At 59.5% G+C, this 14,387-nt stretch carries 9 protein-coding genes; all 9 read left to right on the top strand.

Translation table 11 applies throughout. The features are described 5' to 3' along the window. Positions 1-519 precede the first annotated feature (519 nt). The 9 genes from bcsE to bcsC are packed head-to-tail and all read left to right on the top strand — an operon-like array spanning position 520 to position 14,378. Positions 520-2,067, top strand: a complete 1,548-nt coding sequence (bcsE, locus tag EQV96_RS01250; protein ID WP_240881087.1) for a cellulose biosynthesis protein BcsE — start codon at positions 520-522, stop codon at positions 2,065-2,067. After that, positions 2,064-2,264 (top strand): cellulose biosynthesis protein BcsF, encoded by a 201-nt coding sequence (bcsF, locus tag EQV96_RS01245; RefSeq protein ID WP_095000196.1) that lies wholly within the window; start codon positions 2,064-2,066, stop codon positions 2,262-2,264. Before bcsE ends, bcsF begins: the two co-directional genes overlap by 4 nt. Beyond that, positions 2,251-3,897 (top strand): cellulose biosynthesis protein BcsG, encoded by a 1,647-nt coding sequence (gene bcsG / locus EQV96_RS01240; RefSeq protein WP_240881084.1) that lies wholly within the window; start codon positions 2,251-2,253, stop codon positions 3,895-3,897. The genes bcsF and bcsG overlap by 14 nt, the downstream gene beginning before the upstream one ends. Then, positions 3,867-4,103 (top strand): cellulose biosynthesis protein BcsR, encoded by a 237-nt coding sequence (gene bcsR / locus EQV96_RS01235; RefSeq protein WP_095000194.1) that lies wholly within the window; start codon positions 3,867-3,869, stop codon positions 4,101-4,103. Before bcsG ends, bcsR begins: the two co-directional genes overlap by 31 nt. Then, a complete protein-coding gene (gene bcsQ / locus EQV96_RS01230) occupies positions 4,100-4,822 on the top strand; it encodes a cellulose biosynthesis protein BcsQ (RefSeq protein WP_240881080.1) in 723 nt (240 codons plus the stop codon). The genes bcsR and bcsQ overlap by 4 nt, the downstream gene beginning before the upstream one ends. Beyond that, complete coding sequence (bcsA, locus tag EQV96_RS01225) at positions 4,819-7,419, top strand: UDP-forming cellulose synthase catalytic subunit (protein ID WP_240881077.1); 2,601 nt, start codon at positions 4,819-4,821, stop codon at positions 7,417-7,419. The genes bcsQ and bcsA overlap by 4 nt, the downstream gene beginning before the upstream one ends. Continuing rightward, complete coding sequence (gene bcsB / locus EQV96_RS01220; RefSeq protein ID WP_095000191.1) at positions 7,416-9,743, top strand: cellulose biosynthesis cyclic di-GMP-binding regulatory protein BcsB; 2,328 nt, start codon at positions 7,416-7,418, stop codon at positions 9,741-9,743. The genes bcsA and bcsB overlap by 4 nt, the downstream gene beginning before the upstream one ends. Positions 9,744-9,747: 4 nt before the next feature. Then, on the top strand, positions 9,748-10,860 hold the full coding sequence (bcsZ, locus tag EQV96_RS01215) for a cellulose synthase complex periplasmic endoglucanase BcsZ (RefSeq protein WP_240881583.1): 1,113 nt from the start codon (positions 9,748-9,750) through the stop codon (positions 10,858-10,860). Continuing rightward, on the top strand, positions 10,848-14,378 hold the full coding sequence (gene bcsC / locus EQV96_RS01210) for a cellulose synthase complex outer membrane protein BcsC (protein ID WP_240881075.1): 3,531 nt from the start codon (positions 10,848-10,850) through the stop codon (positions 14,376-14,378). The genes bcsZ and bcsC overlap by 13 nt, the downstream gene beginning before the upstream one ends. The last annotated feature ends 9 nt before the right edge of the window (positions 14,379-14,387 follow it).

Genomic DNA, 14,387 nt, shown 5'->3' with positions numbered 1-14,387 from the left:
GTGGCAGGTTCAGGTTCTGAGGGCGAACCTGATCACAATGGCTCTGTTCACAATGAACCCGCGTAAGCAATAGCACGCAATGGGACTCTCAGAAAGCCGGGCGCGTACTTTCCTCTCCCTTTAGCCGGTTTTCTCGCGAGCTTCACAGGTAAACACCCAGAGCTACAGCGCGAAGCCCTTGAATACAAGCGCCTCCAGCCATAGCGCCAATTTAATGACTAAAATCAATAGTGCGTTATTTTTTTGACATTTATTCGCTACAAGTCATGTATTTGGTAATTTTCCAGTGATAAGCTGCGCACTTTCTTACACGCATTCGAGTGTAGTACTACGCTTGTCCTAGACTGTGCAGACCGCACAGAACAAGAATAAATCAACAAGACGTCACGGGTTAGATGTTGACAGTCATTCTATTGGCGCCATAAAAGATCAAACCTGAAGGTAACAGGTGATGGCTGTTTTTGGATGGCAGTACCCGAACGCCTTAATACCTGTTTATCCCTGGGGGGGACGTTACGCTTGGTTCATATCAGTTTGGCCATAGGCGGATTGCCGGATCAACACATTGTGTTGCGCGCAGGCGGCTTGTATTGGGTCACGGTCGATCACTCCGCTGACGCAAAACTGCTTGCTCGGCAATTTCTTGAAAACATACCCGAAAGCGTGCCGGCAACCTTGATTGCCAGCACCGGCTACGCACAAGGCCTGGTCAACGACATGGCGCCCGATCGCGGGCCGGAAAAACTCAAGCTGTTCGAGATCGCACCAAGAGTCATCGTGGCTGGGCTGGCCACGTTGAACCGCGACCTTGCGCGCGCCGGTACCGCCCCTTCAAGCCAGATCCTGCTGGTGCTGCCTGCCAACAGTTGGGCTGAGACCACCACAGCGGTCCAATTGCAACGTTGGTTCGAGCGCATGCGTTCCTGGCTGCTGGAGCGCAACGCCACATTGCTGGTGATTACCCATGGCGAGTCAGCGCTGCTGCATGCGCAGTTGCTGCAACTCAATCAAACCCTCTCCGGTTTAAGTCGCTTGTACCGCTACAACGGCGACCTGCGCTATCAGTTGCACTTTTGGCACAGCGATCTGGGCGTTAGCGCCGGGCAGGAGTTCAAGTTGTCGGACCAGGACGCGACCTTGCGCCTGATCCCGCAAACCGAGGTCGATACCCAGCCCCGGGTAGCGGACGATCAGCACGTTTATCTTGCCGAGCGCTCCGTGCTGGAGGGTGCGCCGTCAATGTCCAAGCACTGGTACCTGTTCGAAAACCGTGATGCATTGCTCGAAGCAGCCCAGTCAGCCAGCGCCGCGACCGTAATTGTCGGCATCGACAACAGCTACCAGTTACTTGAGCTTGCACAGCAGTTGCACGACTTGCGCGAACATTGCGGGCCGCAGTTGAAGATCGTTGTGCGCGAAATGGAACCGTCGGTGCGCTACCGCGATGAACGTCTGTTGCTGGCCTGCGGGGCCAACCTGATCGTTCCCGACGGCACCCTGCTCTCACGTTTTCTGAGCATGATTGAGAGCATTCAGGGGCAGCGCTGGCAGTACACGCAGAGCATTGATTTCAAGACCCTTCTGGAACGTCAGCGCCCGCCGCAAATTCGCGGGCTGGTGAGCCCCCGTGATTTTTTCGAAGCCGTTGCGCAGATCTACCAGGACAGTTCGGGTGAGGTAACCCACCAGTTGATGAAGTTCGAACCGGTGCCCGGCATTGGTGAGGAACTGTTCCTCAATCAGATGTGCCTGCGTCGATTCGGCGACTTTGCCTGCCTGCTGGATGGCGAGCTTTACCTCTTTCTGTTTGCCTGCCGCGCTGACGGACTGGAACCGGCACTGGGCAATGTTTGCCGCCTGCCCTGGCGCGACATGTTCAGCCAGCGCCGCATGCTCAGCGGGTTGTCCGATCTGCCGGCTGACGCCTTTATGAAAGCTGGCGCCGTGCCTGCACACTTGCATATCCCCGTCGAGACCCATGCGACGCAAGCGGTATCTGCTACGGGTGAACGTGCGCCGTTAAATCCGCAAAGATTCACCCTGCCTATCAGTGAGCCACAGTCATGACGTTCCTTGAGCTAATCGATGTCATTGCATTGACCTGTGTGGTGACCGTACTGCTGACGCTGTTCTGGCAGCGCATGCGGATGTACTTGAAAAGTCATTTCGAGCAGTACCTCTCTCCCCGCTATTTGAAATCGTGCGGCGTTCGCCGTCGCATGCCAGCCAGCCCTGCTCAGAGAACGCCTGATGAGTCTGTTTAAGTCTGACGCACCGGCGCACAAAATTGCCGGATCCTGGAGCGGCCTGGGCGCCTGGAACCTGTATTTCCTGGCCAAGTTCCTGCTGGCCTGGACGGGGCATCTGAACATCCAGATTTTGCCCAACCTGATATTTGCTGCCGTTTTGCTGATTCCGATCGCCAACCCGGCGCTACGCCGTTTGCGCACCCTGATTGCCATTCCGGTGGCCGTGGCCCTTCTGTACCAGGACACCTGGTTCCCGCCCTTCAGCCGCCTGCTGGCACAACCCGGGGTGTTGAACTTTTCGTTCGACTATATCGTCGAGCTGCTGGGGCGTTTTATCGACTGGCAAGTGTGCGCCCTGTTGCTGTTGCTGTTTGTCGGCTACCTGTTCCTGAACCAGTGGCTGCGCCTGACCACCCTCACCCTGCTGGGCTTTGCCTGGTTGGGCATGGGCAATCTGCAGTGGCTGTTGCCACCTTCCGTGCAACCGCAAATGGCCGGCGCACAGACTGCCACGGGCGTGCCGACCGTCAGCGCAGGCGAGCCCGACGACGCGACGCTCAATGGCTACCTGGAGAAGTTCTATCTCAACGAATCCACGCGCAAGGTCGAGTTCAAGGAACCGGCAGTCAAGCCGCCCCCGTTCGATCTGCTGGTGATCAATATTTGTTCCATGGCCTGGGACGACCTGGATGCCGTGGGCTTGCGTGACAACCCGTTGTTCAGCCAGATGGACGTGATATTCGACAACTTCAACTCGGCCACCGCCTACAGCGGCCCCGCAGCCATTCGCTTGCTGCGCGCCAGTTGCGGTCAGACCTCCCATGCGCATCTGTACAAACAACCGGCGGATCAGTGCCTGTTGTTCGATGACTTGCGCAAGCTGGGCTTTTCCAATGAGCTGATGCTTAACCACACCGGTGAATTCGACGGTTTCCTGCAGGAAGTGCGTGAACAGGGCCAGTTGCCTCCTCCGGCTCTGGGTGTTGTACCCGCAGGCCTGCCGCGTACCTATGTCGGTTTTGACGGCTCGCCGATCTGGCGCGACCGTGATGTGCTGAGCAAGTGGTGGCAGCACCGCATGACTGAAGACTCACCCAATATGGCGCTGTTCTACAACACCACCAGCCTGCACGACGGTAACCGCCAGGTGCAGTCCGATGGCGGCACCCAGGCCGCTGACTACCGCAGCCGGGCGCAGATCCTTCTCGACGATCTTAATGCCTTCCTTAAAGAGCTGGAAAAAAGTGGCCGTCGCGTCGTGGTAGCCATCGTCCCTGAGCATGGCGCAGCGCTGCACGGTGACCGCATGCAGATAGCCGGCATGCGCGAAATCCCCAGTGACTCCATCACCCATGTACCGGTGGGTATCAAGCTGATCAATATGGGCGACAACGCGCAAACCCAGCCTATCCACGTCAGTGAACCCAGCAGCTACCTGGCCGTGGCAGAAATCATAGCTCGCCTGTACGCCGATCCGGCGCTGAGCAATGGCCAGACCGTGGACTGGTCCAGGCTGCTCACCGATCTGCCGAAAACCGCGAAAGTATCGGAAAACTCAGGGACCGTAGTACTCGACTACAACGGCAAACCTTATGTGCGAATCAAGGAGAACGGCGGATGGCTGCCTTACCCACAGCGGTTCAAATAAGCGCCGATATCCTTTCGCGCAAAGAACGGGCCGATGATATTGCCCGGCTTAAATCCATGATGGAGCTGCATGCCCTGGAATATGTCGATGTCTCGGCACATATGGAGCTGTTGCAGGCCTTTGAGCGCTGGCCGTTGCTGGCCTATCTAGAGGCGCAGTACAAGCAGCCCCCGTTGCTGGCCAAGGACACGGAGCAAACCCCATGATCAGCATGAGTTTGCGTGGCGTGCGGGGTGGCGTGGGCACCAGCTCAACCCTGGCGGCCCTGGGCCATGCGCTGCATGAGCTGGGGCAGAAAGTGCTGCTGGTGGACATGTGCCCGGAGAACTCCCTGGGCCTGCATTTCAATATGGACCTTGCCCCGCGTGAAGGCTGGGCGCGGGCGACCCTTGACCGGCAACCCTGGCACGAACACGCCTGGGTGGTAGAGCCAGGCCTGTGCGTGCTGCCCTATGGCCAATTGAAGCCGAGCGAGCTTTTTGCCCTCGATGCCCTGCTGATTGAACAGCCAAAGCTCTGGAGCCAGCGCCAGGCTGCGCTGGCGAACGCGTTTGACTGGATACTCTTCGACCTGCCGCAACGCTTGCCTGGGCATATGACCAACCCGCACTGCGCACTCTCGATGATGGTTACCAACGCCGATGCTGCCTGCCATGTGCTGTTGCAACCGCAGCTGACGCAGACCCCGCTGTTTCTGGTCAATCGCTTCGATGCCGCCAGCCAGTTGCAGCGCGATCTGCTGCTGATCTGGCAACAGCGTTATGCCCATGCACTGGTGCCAGTCAACCTGCATGCAGATGAAGCCATGGCCGAGGCCCTGGCCAGAAGCGAGCCTGCCGGGCTCTATGCGCCCTCCAGCCTGATTGCCCTGGACATTATCAGCCTGGCCAGTTGGTGCCTGCTGCGTGGCAGGAGGCTTGAATGATCAGGCGTTGGTTCCCCTATACACGATTGCGGCGGGAGCAGAACTGCACCCGTTTTACCGCCTTCACCCTGGCGCTGATTCAAGCGCTGGGCTGGATCTTCCTGCGCCTTGAATCACCCCGCTGGCAAGCCTTGCGCGAACAGCACCGGCGCCTGTATCCGCACCTGGCGGACAAGCCCTCGACCATCGGTGACCCGCTGCGCTACACGGTGCAAACCCTGTGGCTACTGCTGGTGCGAACGCCCAACCAGGACCAGATCGGCCGGCAACGCTTCCGCCAGCGCACGGCCAGCTTTTTCTCGGCCTTGCTGATGATCGTGCAACGGCCATGGAACCTGCTGTCCAATGCCTTTGCCCGCTTGCCCACCACCCTCAGCCCGCAAGTCACCAAAGGCTCGCACTGGTGGGACAACATTCAATGGCCGCTGCGCAAGGGCCTGTATATCGCCATGGGCGTACTGGCCCTGGCGTTGATTGTGCTGTGCATTACCGAACCGTTCGGTTTCCTTGCGCAACTGGTGTTTGTCATCTTGCTGTGGATGCTGGCCATGCTGGTCCGGCGCATGCCGGGGCGCTTCCCTACATTATTGCTGATCGTGCTCTCGGTCATCGTGTCGTGCCGTTATCTGTGGTGGCGCTATACCTCGACCCTGAACTGGAACGACACCTTCGATCTGGTCTGCGGCCTGACCTTGCTGGTGGCCGAAACCTATACCTGGCTGATCCTGTTGCTGGGTTATGTGCAAACCTCATGGCCGCTCAATCGCAAACCGGCACAGCTGCCGGCAGACACCGATCAGTGGCCGGTAGTGGATCTGCTGATTCCCACCTACAACGAAGAATTGTCGGTTACCCGTGGCACGGTGTATGCGGCGCTGGGTATCGACTGGCCGAAAGACAAGCTGCGCATCCATTTGCTCGATGACGGTAACCGCCCAAGTTTCAAGACCTTCGCCGAGGAAGTGGGTATCAACTACATCGCCCGCACCGACAACCGTCACGCCAAGGCGGGTAACCTCAACCATGCCCTGAAATTGCTCGACGGCGATCTGGTGGCGATTTTCGACTGCGACCACATGCCTGCCCGCTCCTTCCTGCAATTGACGGTTGGCTGGTTTCTGCGCGATCCGAAACTGGCGCTGGTGCAAACCCCGCACCACTTCCTCTCGCCGGATCCGTTCGAGCGCAACCTGGGTACTTTCCGTAACCGCCCCAACGAAGGCGAACTGTTCTACGGCCTGATCCAGGACGGCAACGACATGTGGAACGCCGCGTTCTTCTGCGGCTCCTGCGCCATACTGCGGCGTACCGCAATTGACTCCATCGGCGGTTTTGCTGTCGAAACCGTGACCGAAGATGCCCATACCGCCTTGCGTCTGCACCGCAATGGCTGGACCTCGGCCTATCTGCGTATTCCGCAGGCGGCGGGGCTGGCGACCGAAAGCCTGTCGGCGCATATCGGCCAGCGCATCCGTTGGGCGCGGGGCATGGTGCAGATTTTCCGCACTGACAACCCGCTGTTGGGCAAGGGCCTGACGATCTTCCAGCGCATCTGCTACACCAACGCCATGATGCACTTTCTGGTGGGACTGCCGCGGCTGGTGTTCCTCACTGCGCCCCTGGCATTCCTGTTCTTCCACGCTTACATCATCTACGCCCCGGCGGCGATGATCCTGTTGTACGTGCTGCCGCACATGATCCACGCCAGCCTGACCAACTCGCGGATGCAAGGCGCCTACCGCCAGACATTCTGGGGCGAGGTGTATGAAACCGTGCTGGCCTGGTACATCGCACGGCCGACCACGGTGGCCTTGTTCAGCCCGTCACGGGGCAAATTCAACGTCACGGCCAAGGGCGGCATGATTGAGGAAAACCAGTTCGACTGGCAGACCGCCAAGCCCTATCTGATTTTGTCGGTGTTGAACATCCTCGGCCTGGGCTTTGCCGTCTGGCGCCTGTTCTATGGTCCCAGGGATGAAATCTTCACGGTGATCGTCAGCGTCCTGTGGGTGATCTACAACCTGCTGATCATCGGGGCTGCGGTTGCAGTTGCCGCGGAAGTACGCCAGGTGCGCAACACCCACCGGGTACTCGCGCGCTTGCCGGGGGCGGTGAAACTGGCTGACGGGCACAGCTACCCTTGTGAGCTGGTGGACTACTCCGACGGTGGCGTCGGCCTGCAACTGAGCCAGGCTCTGCAATTGCCCGTCGGCACGCCGGTGTCACTGATTCTGCAACGCGGCAACCGCGAGTTTGTATTCACCGGCACCCTGACCCGTTCCAGCGAACGTTTTATTGGTCTCAGCTTTGCCCGGTTACCGGCCGAAGAAAAAATTGCCTTCGTGCAATGCACCTTTGGCCGCGCCGATGCCTGGCTTGATCACAACAGCGGTTTTGAAGCCGACAAGCCGATCCAGAGTCTCAAGGAGATCCTGGCCCTGGGCATCAAGGGTTATTACCGCCTGTATGAATACCTGCCGGCGTGGGTCCGCGTGTTGGCAAAACCTTTCCTGCACATCTTTCAGTGGCTGGGCAGCTTTTTGCCGCGCATGCCCACCTCCACCCCTCTTATTTCCCGGCCAGTGAGCAGATCATGAGTCGTATAACCAAAAAAACCATTTTCGCCAGCCTAGCGCTGATGACCTTCGCCTCACAGCTGATGTCGGCCCCCCTGCCTTTGCCGGGGAGCTCACCAGTGGCCGAAACGCTGCCAAAACCTGCATTTGCACAAACCGATCAGGTACTGCCAAGCTGGCCGGTGACCTATACCTTTGAGCAACTGGGGCGCCCCGGTGACTCCCTGCTGCTGGGTATCAACAGCGCCGACCAGGTGGAATTCGGCATGCGCCGGGACCGCATTGCCAGCGACGCCAGCCTGCAGCTGGAATACACGCCCTCGCCTTCGCTGATCCCGACGGTTTCCCATATCCGGGTTTACCTCAACGATGTGCTGATGGGCGTGCTGCCGATCGAGAAGGACCAGTTGGGGCGTAAAACCACGCAAAAGATGGCCCTTGATCCGCGACTGATTTCGGACTTCAACCGCGTACGCCTGGAGTTTGTCGGCCATTACACCGAATTCTGCGAAGACCCGGCCAACAGCACCCTGTGGGTCAATATCAGCCGTGGCAGCAGCATTACCCTGCAGGAACAGGCGCTGAGCCTGCAAAACGATCTGGCGTTTTTCCCGCTGCCGTTTTTCGACCCGCGCAACAGCGGCAAACTCGAACTGCCGTTTGTCTTCGCGGCCAACCCGACCCTGGGCGAACAGAAAGCCGCCGCGATTCTGGCTTCCTACTTCGGTAGCCAGTCCAACTGGCGCGGGGCCAATTTCCCGGTCGTGTTCGATACCCTGCCAGGCGTGCAAGACAAGGATGCCGTCCAGCCCACCGTGGTGTTTGCCACCAACGATCACCGCCCTGCATTTATGAGCGATCTGGAGAAATTCCCGGCCGTGACCGCGCCTGTGGTCGAAATGATCAACCACCCTGATGCGCCTTACAGCAAAATCCTGCTGGTCATGGGTCGCAACGAAGAAGACCTGGCTACAGCCGCCAAGGCCCTGGCCCTGGGCGGCAACCTGATGCGCGGTTCCCGTGTGACCATCGACAAGGTCCAGGAACTGCAACCGCGCAAACCCTACGATGCTCCGGCGTGGATGCGTACCGACCGCCCTGTGCGTTTTGCCGAACTGGTCAGTTACCCGCAACAACTGCAAGTCAGCGGGCTGGTGCCTCGCGCCATTACCCTGGACGTCAACCTGCCGCCTGACCTGTTTGTGTGGCGCAACCAGGGTATCCCGCTACGCACCCAGTACCGCTACACCGCGCCGTCGGCCAATGATGATTCGCGCTTGAATATCAGCCTCAATGACCAGTTCCTCACCAGCCTGCCATTGCTGCGCAAAGACACCAGCAACCTCGAAGAACTGCGCCTGTCGGTGCTGTCCAACGACTCAGCCAACGTCAATGACAAACTGATCGTGCCTTCGCTGAAAATTGGCGACCGTAACCGTCTGCGTTTCGACTTCAACTTTGCCAGCACCATGGGCAGTTCACAGAAAGATCGCTGCCAGACCATCCTGCCGGCCAACACCCAGGCAATTATCGATGAGGACTCCACCATCGATATGTCCGGCTACTACCACTACATCAGCATGCCGGACCTCAAGGCCTTTGCCCGCAGTGGTTTCCCGTTCAGCCGCATGGCCGACATGTCCGAATCCATCGTTGTCGTACCCAAAGACACCACACCGACACAAATCAGCACCCTGCTTGAAACCGTGGCCAGCATTTCTGCGCGTTCCGGCTACCCGGCGTTCGGCTTGCGCCTGACCGATGACTGGCAATCCGCCTCCAAGGAAGATGCCGACCTGCTGGTACTGGGACAAATGGCACCAGACCTGCGCGATAACCCGGACTTGAGCGTATTGCTGCAACGCCAGCGTGACATGCTGGTTCAGCCACATGGCACCACCGGTATTGATGCCAACATTCGTCGCACGCCGTCGACCGACGCACGCAACGTGCCAGCCAACAAGGTGGAAGTCACAGCGCAGGCCCCGATTGCAGCTATCCTGGGCATGCAGTCCCCGACCCATAACCAGCGCAGTGTCGTGGCAATGTTGGCCAATGACGATGCAGACTACAACTTGTTGCGCGAAGTCCTCGGTGACAGCGGCAAGCTGGACGCAGTAGCGGGCTCCGCGGCACTGATCCGCAGCAGCGGTGTTTACAGCCAACTGGTGGGTGACCAGTACTTTGTTGGCAACCTGCCATGGTACCTGTTGCTGTGGTACCAGCTCTCCGAGCACCCGGTGCTGCTCACCGTGCTGGCCGTGATCAGCGTTCTGCTCAGCGCCTTCCTGCTGTGGCGTGCCTTGAGCTGGGCGGCCAACCGTCGCCTGAACAAGCATGACTAAAGCCATGAAGCGACTGGCGGCACTTACCCTGAGCTCGACCCTGGGGCTATTGCCTCAGGTGGCGAGTGCGCAATCCTGTGACTGGCCCGCCTGGGACAGTTACAAGAAGGCCATGATGAGCAGCGACGGGCGCATTATCGATGGCTCGTCGGCGCAAATGATCACCACCTCGGAAGGTCAAAGCTACGGGTTGTTTTTTGCCTTGCTGGGCAACGACAAAAAGAGTTTTGCGAGGATTCTCGAGTGGACCCGCAATAACCTCGCCGGTGGCAGCCTTGAGGCTCATTTGCCAGCCTGGCAATGGGGTCTGGCAAAAAACGGTAAGTGGCAGATCCTGGACAGCAACAATGCCAGCGATGCCGATCTGTGGATCGCTTACAGCCTGCTCGAAGCCGGCCGGCTGTGGCAGTGGCCCGAGTATGTCGCGCTTGGGCAGAACATGCTCTGGCGCAGCGCTGCGCAAAGCCTGCGCAAGCTGCCCGGGCTGGGCCTGATGCTGTTGCCCGGGGATGTGGGTTTTGACAGCCCCAAGGGTTGGCGCCTGAACCCCAGCTATTTGCCACCGCAACTGTTGGCCCGTTTTTCGCGTATATCACCGATCTGGGCCGAACTGGCGAGCAACCAGCAACGCATGCTGATAGAGACTTCGCCCAAAGGCTTTGCCCCGGACTGGCTGCAGTGGAAAGCCGGTGGCGGTTGGGCACCGGACAGCAAGGAGGGTTCGCTGGGGGACTACGATGCCATTCGCGTCTACCTGTGGGTTGGCATGCTGGCCCAGGACGCGGCCGGTCGCCAGCCACTGCAACAACATTTTGCGCCCATGGCCAACCTCACCCAAACCCTGAGCTATGTGCCAGAAAGCGTCAATGCCGTTACCGGCAAATACACCGGCACGGGGCCGGTAGGGTTTTCCGCCGCCATGCTGCCGTTACTGTCCAGCCTGGACTCCCCCGCGCTGGCTGTTCAACAGGAACGGATCAAGCAACAGCCGCCTGCGGCCGATGCCTATTACAACCAGTCACTGCTGCTGTTCGGCCAGGGCTGGGATGAACAACGCTATCGCTTTGACAAGGATGGGCAGCTTTTACCTTCGTGGATCAAAACATGCCAAAAATAACAACGTGGGCGTTCCTGCTCGGTGGGTTGTCCACTGCAGCCATTGCACAGCCGAGCACGGTGCAGGAGCAGCAACAATGGCTGCTGGAGCAGGTTCGGATCGGCGAAGCCATGTACCGCGAAGACCTGGTGCGTGACTCTCTGGCACGGCTGCAATTGATCTCACCCAACAACCCGCAAGCGTTGGTAGCGTCGATACGCCAGGCATTGCTGGAGAAAAACCCGGAGCTGGCCAGGCAGCGTCTGGCCCAGTTGCAAAATGTTGCCCCTGATTCGGCGGCACTGCGTCAGGCCCAGAGCCTGATGAAGCTGCAAGACCCACAAAGCCAGAAAGACCTGCAACAGGCGCGCCTGTTTGCTGCGGCCGGTCGTCCTGAAGAAGCCGTGGCGATTTTCGAGCGACTGTTTGGCAATGCCCCGCCGGATTTTGCCACGGCACTGGAATACCTGCGCATCCGCAGCAATATCCAGGGCCAGCGTGCACAGGTCATCGAGCAACTGCGCAGCCTGGACAAACAGTACCCGGGCAACCCCGGCCTGCGTCAGACCCTGGCCGACCTGTTGTTCCGCGAAGACCGTGCACCAGAAGCCCTGATCGTCCTGCAGCAACTGGCCAAAGACCCGGTCGCCAGTAATGCTGCGGCTGAGCGTGAATACACCTACCTCAGCACATTGCCGGTGGATCGCACATCGGCGCAGGCCTGGCAGGGCTTTATTGCGCGCTATCCAAATTCGCCGCTGATTGGCGAGGCCAATAAAAACCTGCAAAAGCAGCAAAGCCTGCTGAATGACCCGGCATGGACCGCCGGCGCCCAGGGCAAGCAAATGATCGACCAGTCGCGCAGCCCGGCAGCCGCCGAAGGCCTGCTGCGCCGCGCTCTCAAACAATACCCCGACGACCCGACCCTTTACGGTGCCCTGGGCATGGCGCAGTTTCGCCAGGGCCGCTATGCCGAAGCCAACAGCAACTTTGCCACCGCTCGCAGCAAAGAACAGGACACATCCAATATCAGCAAGTGGCAAGACCTGATGGACGCCAGCCGCTACCGCATGCTGCTCAGTCAGGGCGACAAGGCCCTTGAACAAAATAACCCGGCAGCGGCGCGCACGGCCTTTACCCAGGCACGCAAGGCCAAGCCCGGCGATGCCGACCCACTCATAGGCCTGGCCAGCGTGGCCCAGGCCGAGCACGACGATATCCAGGCCGAAGCCTTGCTGTTGCAGGCCCGACGCCTTGAGCCCGGCAATGGCAGTGCGGTGCGTGGGCTGATGCGTCTGTACAGCGCGCAAGACCCGCAAAAGGCCAAGGCTTTCCTTGATCGCCTGCCGCCTGCCAGCCAGAAGGAATTTGCCAGCCTGCGCCAGAGCATCGAACTTGACGAACTGAACCGTCAGGCCGATGCCGCTACCGAGCGCAAGGACTGGCCGCAAGTGGTCGCCTTGCTCAGCAAAATCCGTAACCTCAGCCCCGATGAGCCTTGGGTCACTTATCGTCTGGCCAACGCCCAGCGCGAAATCAACCAGCCGGGCGCCGCTGATGACAGCTTCAAACAGCTGATGACTCGTCAGGATCGCAACCCTGAAGCGCTTTATGCCTACGCGTTGTACCTATCAAGTACCGAGCGCGATGCCAGTGCCTTGAGCGTTCTGGAACAACTGCCCAAGGCGCAATGGAGCGACTCCATGCGTGAGCTTGATACGCGGCTGCAACGCAATGTACTGGTGGCCCGGGCTGAAAGTCTGCGCGCCGCCGGGCAAGAGCCGCAAGCGATTGCCCTGTTGATGCAGAACTCGGACAACGACGATCTGATGACCATCGCTGGCTGGGCCCAGGAGCGTGGTGACTATGAACAGGCGCAAAACCTCTACAGCCAGGTGCTGAAAAAAGAACCGGGCAACATTGATGCGCGCCTGGGCCAGATCGAAACCCTGATTGCCAGCAAACAGCTGCCTTCGGCTCGTCAGCAACTGACACAGTTTACCCCTGCCCCCGGCACGCCATTGACCCCTTCACAGCAACGTCGGGTAGCCAATGCCTGGGCCGCCGTGGGTGAGCCTGAAAAGGCCCAGGCCATCTATGCCCAATTGTTGCAATCACCGCAGGCTGACCCGCTGATGTATCGCGACGCGGCGCGGCTGATGTCGGCCAGGGAGCCGCAAAAGGCACTGGACTACTATGCCAAAAGCATGGCCGCCGCAGGGCTGATTACCCCTGAGCAAGGCAACCCCCGGGACAATCGCGCCATGACCATGGCCAGTCGTGAAAAGGACGATGACGAGTGGCTGGCCCGTAGCTTGCGCAGTGATGTGGACGAACTCTACCAGCGGCAAAATCCGACAGTTCATCTGTATACCGACTACGGCTGGCGTTCGGACGATGCTTCCGCCGGCACTTCGGACACCGACACCCGAACCACCATCCTGCAACTGGACCTGCCGGTGGCCGATGGCAGCGGTTTTCTGCGCGCAGAACAGTTGAATATGGATGCAGGAAAATTCGATGCCGACCCGGACGGACTCGTGCGCGAGAACTACGGCACCTGTGCTGTGGAGGTCAATCGCAAGGGTACCAATGGCCCTGACTTCTCTGGCTGCGATGACCGCTCGCAATCGGTCAACGGCACGATGATGGCGGCGGGCTGGAAAAACGAGGTGTGGAACATCGATATCGGTCGTACACCGGATAACTTCAAGGTACCCAACTGGCTGGGCGGCGTGGCCTACAGCAGCAAGATCGGCTCACTGGGCTGGACCCTGACCGGTTCACGTCGCCCCCTGAGCAACTCGATCCTGTCCTATGCCGGGGCTACCGATCCCAACACCGGTGTCACCTGGGGCGGCGTCACGTCCAACGGTGTGACCTTGAGCCTGAGCCACGACGAAGGGGGCGTAGACGGTGTATGGGCCAGTTTCGGCCAGCACTGGTTGCGCGGCAAAAACGTCGAAGACAACCACAAGAGCACGGCCATGGCCGGTTATTACTACCGTCTGGTGGAGCGCGCCGACGAACGTTTGCGCACCGGTCTGACACTGATGTATTGGGGGTATGACAAGGACTCGAGTGAATACACTCTCGGCCAGGGCGGTTACTACAGCCCGCAGAAGTACTATTCGATTGGTGTGCCGCTGAACTACGCCTTCCGTACCGCCAACTGGTCGGTGGCATTGGAAAGCTCGGTGAGCTGGTCGTATGCGAAAACCGATGCCAATGACCTTTACCCGCTGGACGGACTGAACAGCAAACTGCTGCAGCGGCTCGATGATGCTGGCTACCAGCTTGCCGACGGTCTGGGGCAGACCTCGGGCGGCAGCAGCACTGGCATTGGTTACCGCGTACAGGGGCTGGTAGAGCGCAGGCTGTCGGATCATCTGGTACTGGGCGGCGGAGTGCTCTATCAGCACAGCGATGACTATGCCCCGAGCCGGGCGATGCTCTACCTGCGTTATACCTTCGACGTGTGGCAGGGCAACTTGCCGATGCCGGTGCAACCGTTGATTCCGTATGCCGATTTCAGGTAATTGGCAAAT

The sequence above is a fragment of the Pseudomonas sp. TMW22080 genome (genome assembly GCF_022496745.1).
GTDB lineage: Bacteria > Pseudomonadota > Gammaproteobacteria > Pseudomonadales > Pseudomonadaceae > Aquipseudomonas > Aquipseudomonas bubulae.
This window is presented reverse-complemented; position numbering and strand designations above follow the sequence as displayed.

Coding starts and splice junctions, on each gene's coding strand:
- bcsF (WP_095000196.1), top strand. CDS start 2,064: ATGACGTTCCTTGAGCTAATCGATGTCATTGCATTGACCTGTGTGGTG.
- bcsG (WP_240881084.1), top strand. CDS start 2,251: ATGAGTCTGTTTAAGTCTGACGCACCGGCGCACAAAATTGCCGGATCC.
- bcsR (WP_095000194.1), top strand. CDS start 3,867: ATGGCTGCCTTACCCACAGCGGTTCAAATAAGCGCCGATATCCTTTCG.
- bcsQ (WP_240881080.1), top strand. CDS start 4,100: ATGATCAGCATGAGTTTGCGTGGCGTGCGGGGTGGCGTGGGCACCAGC.
- bcsA (WP_240881077.1), top strand. CDS start 4,819: ATGATCAGGCGTTGGTTCCCCTATACACGATTGCGGCGGGAGCAGAAC.
- bcsB (WP_095000191.1), top strand. CDS start 7,416: ATGAGTCGTATAACCAAAAAAACCATTTTCGCCAGCCTAGCGCTGATG.
- bcsZ (WP_240881583.1), top strand. CDS start 9,748: ATGAAGCGACTGGCGGCACTTACCCTGAGCTCGACCCTGGGGCTATTG.
- bcsC (WP_240881075.1), top strand. CDS start 10,848: ATGCCAAAAATAACAACGTGGGCGTTCCTGCTCGGTGGGTTGTCCACT.